This window comes from Faecalibacterium sp. An58 (assembly GCF_002161515.1).
In the GTDB taxonomy this organism is placed as follows: Bacteria; Bacillota; Clostridia; order Oscillospirales; family Ruminococcaceae; genus Faecalibacterium; species Faecalibacterium avium.
Window position 1 is genome coordinate 1 of record NZ_NFHX01000056.1, and the last position, 2,945, is coordinate 2,945.

A 2,945-nucleotide genomic window follows, 5' to 3' on the forward strand; every position below is an offset into this window, starting at 1 on the left:
AATTATACCAGTTCTTTCGGGCGTCCGGGACGGATCGCCCTGGGCTGCTCAATATTCAGCCCCTGCATGAGCCAGGTGAATTGCTCCCAGGTCAGCGGCTTTACTTCCCGGGCATTCCGTGGCCATTGGTAACGGCCATTGTCCAGCCGCTTGTACAACAGCACAAAGCCGTCTGGTTCCCACAGCAGCGCCTTCAGCCGGTCACAGCGTTTGCCGCAGAACAGAAACAGGCTGCTGGAATAGGGATCTATCCCAAAGTTCTGCTGCACAAAAGGGACCAGACTGTTCAATCCCTTGCGCATATCGGTGTAGCCACAGACAATATACACGTTCTTGGCCTGTCGGATATCTCCCAGCATCTTAAGCCAGCCCTTTCACCAGCTTGACCAGATATTCCATTGGCACATCTGCCGGCAGATAAATGCGAACTTCTCCCTTTTCGATACAGATACCAGCTGTCCCTGCCTCGTCTGCACAGCAGTCTGCAGACGATTTGGAAGCAAGTACTTCTTCACCTGACTTTTGGATCTGTACCGGAACAATCTCCTGGCCCGAAAGAATTTCTCCTGCCAGTTCATCCCGCAGCAGCCCCTGCCATCTCATGAGGGTTGAATATTTCACACCGGCCTGTGCGCACCATTCCCGCTTGTTTTTTCCACTGCGGGCGCACTCCTGCAGCAGGCTAAGGTAGTGCTGCTTTTTTAATTTCTGATATTGATTGCTCATTTTTTACCCCTGCGAGACTTCTCAGATTTCTAAGACTTCTAAGACTTTTGATACTTTCTCTTATTTTCTCACAGGTCAGTACTTTTTTACAGTCGGTGGATTATGGAGCGCTTACAAATATACGGCTCTACTGGGCCAATCAGGGCTATGCTTCAGACGAGCGCTCTGACCTGGAAACCCTGTTGGAGGAAGGTCTGACGGACGCCTATCGGGCGCTGTATCCCGACAAGCGCAGCTATACCTGGTGGAGCAACCGGCTGTACAAGCGGAAGGAGAATCGCGGCTGGCGGCTGGACTACTTCTTTGTCTCAGATGAGCTGATGGAATCCGTTCAGGATGTGGTACACTTACAAGACATCTACGGGTCGGATCATTGTCCCATTTTGTTGGAGGTAGCCGTATGACCACCTTTGAACCCTGTACGGATGCATATCTAACAAAACTGTGGGAACACATCAACTGGGACTCCGCCGAGCAAAAACTACTGGATATGCAGGCTCAGATTTCCCGGGCCGCCTATCGCAAAGATGCGGATGCGATCAAAGAGTTGCAGCAGACTCTGGTGTGCGATTTGGATGTCAAGTGTCTGGCCGTGCGCCATGTGACCTCCACCTCCTGCAGCCCCGGGGTAGACGGCGTAAGGTGGCGGACCGCCGCGGAGAAGATGCGGGCCGCTATGTCGCTGACTTCAAAGGATTACAAGCCGTCGCCGCTGCGGCAGATCAAACTGGTCGCCAAGAATACAGGCCGCGAGAGATACCCACAGTTGCCCACTTACTATGACCGGGCCATGAGCGTCTTATACGGCTACTCTCTCATCCCGGTGACAGAAGCGTATGCAGAGCGGAAATCGTTTGCCTTCCGCCCCGGGCGTTCGACCCAGGACGCCCATGCCTATGTGATCGAGATGATCCGCAAAGAAGATGCGCCAGCATTTGTATTCTACGGCGACGTGAAAGCGTGCTACGCCAACATCCAGCACGACTGGTTGATTGCCCATGCGCCAATGAACAAACAGGTATTATCCAAATTTCTCAGCGCCGGTATCGTGTTTGATGGAGAGCTGTTTCCCTCCGCCGGGACAGGGATTTCGGAGGGGTCAAATCTATCACCCTATCTGGCCAATTTTACGCTGGACGGGATGCAGAAGAAAGTGTATGAAACACTTCACGGCACAACCTCACCAATGGATTATGCCAACGGCAATCTGCTCCGCTTTGCGGATGACATCCTGGTAACAGTCCGTACCCAGGAAGCCGCTCAAATTGTCCGGCAATGCCTGACGGAATTTCTTGCTGAACGAGGTCTGGCCTTTTCTGAGGAAAAGACAAAGGTCTGCTCTGTCACGGAGGGGTTCACATTTTTGTCCAGGACCTACGTTAAAAAGGATGGGCTGGTCTACTCTTACCTCGCCGATGCAGCCGTGGAGCGCTTTATTGAGGACCTGCGGATGACGATTTCCACAAGCCGCAAATCGCAGCGCGACCTGATCTTGCTGCTCAACCGGAAGCTCAAAGGCTGGGCCGGATATTTTCGCTGCACCGTAAGCGCTCCATAATCCCCCGTGAGGGATAAAGAAAAGAGCTCCCATAAGGAGCTCAAATCGGTTAAAATTATTTGAGTTTGCAATACTCGGGAAGGCTTTCAGCCCAGGGGAGCAGCGGAACCAGTTGTTCCTCGGTAGGATTTTCGCCCAGTTTGGGCAGCTCCTGCAGCAGGAATAGCAGGTAACCAAAGGGATCCAGACCATTGTGCTTGGCTGTCTCGATCACACTGAAACACAGAGCGCTGGCATCGGCACCCTTTGCGGTGTCGGAGAACAGAAAATTCTTTCGTGCCATCACAAAAGGCTTCACCGTGCGTTCGGCAAGATTATTGGTCAGTTCCAGGCGGCCATCCAGAAGCACGGCGTTCAGCGCCTGCTTCTGGTTGAGAGAGTAGGTTTTGGCCTTGCTCAGCGCAGTGCCTTCTGCTGCCTCGAAGCTGTCCAGGAGTTTCCAGTAATTGTCCAGCAGCGGCCGCAGTTTTTCCTGCCGCAGAGTAAAGCGGGCCTCTGGCGATAGGTCTTTCCAGGCCTGCTCCAGGGAGAACATCTCCTCAATCAGATGAAACGCTGCCTCGGATCGGCTTCCCTGTACCGGCTTGCCGTCCACAAAGCATTCCACCCACTTGCGTCTTGCGTGAGCCCAACAGCCCACATGGGTCACGGAATCCAGACA

The 2,945-nt window shown here is 53.4% G+C and carries 5 protein-coding genes; 2 read left to right on the forward strand and 3 right to left on the reverse strand.

All coding sequences use genetic code 11. The annotated features are described in order from the left end of the window. Positions 1-2: 2 nt before the first annotated feature. Positions 3-359: an IS66 family insertion sequence element accessory protein TnpB gene (gene tnpB, locus B5G12_RS14025; RefSeq protein ID WP_087324977.1), complete on the reverse strand. Its 357-nt coding sequence runs from the start codon at positions 357-359 to the stop codon at positions 3-5. A gap of 1 nt (position 360) precedes the next feature. Then, complete coding sequence (gene tnpA / locus B5G12_RS14030; protein ID WP_087325477.1) at positions 361-726, reverse strand: IS66 family insertion sequence element accessory protein TnpA; 366 nt, start codon at positions 724-726, stop codon at positions 361-363. Between the two features lie 95 nt (positions 727-821). Between tnpA and B5G12_RS14545 the strand changes: the two genes are divergently transcribed. Continuing rightward, positions 822-1,130, forward strand: a complete 309-nt coding sequence (locus B5G12_RS14545) for an endonuclease/exonuclease/phosphatase family protein (RefSeq protein ID WP_343286652.1) — start codon at positions 822-824, stop codon at positions 1,128-1,130. Continuing rightward, positions 1,127-2,284, forward strand: coding sequence for a reverse transcriptase domain-containing protein (locus B5G12_RS14040; protein ID WP_087325479.1), 1,158 nt, complete (start codon positions 1,127-1,129; stop codon positions 2,282-2,284). Before B5G12_RS14545 ends, B5G12_RS14040 begins: the two co-directional genes overlap by 4 nt. 55 nt (positions 2,285-2,339) lie before the next feature. On the opposite strand, the gene B5G12_RS14045 is transcribed toward B5G12_RS14040, so the two are convergent. Further along, positions 2,340-2,945 (reverse strand): IS66 family transposase (locus B5G12_RS14045; RefSeq protein WP_144064181.1); only part of this gene is annotated, 606 nt, incomplete at its 5' end.

Excerpts from the sequence above, each read along its gene's own strand:
- tnpB (WP_087324977.1), bottom strand. The coding sequence starts at position 359 with ATGCTGGGAGATATCCGACAGGCCAAGAACGTGTATATTGTCTGTGGC.
- tnpA (WP_087325477.1), bottom strand. The coding sequence starts at position 726 with ATGAGCAATCAATATCAGAAATTAAAAAAGCAGCACTACCTTAGCCTG.
- B5G12_RS14040 (WP_087325479.1), top strand. The coding sequence starts at position 1,127 with ATGACCACCTTTGAACCCTGTACGGATGCATATCTAACAAAACTGTGG.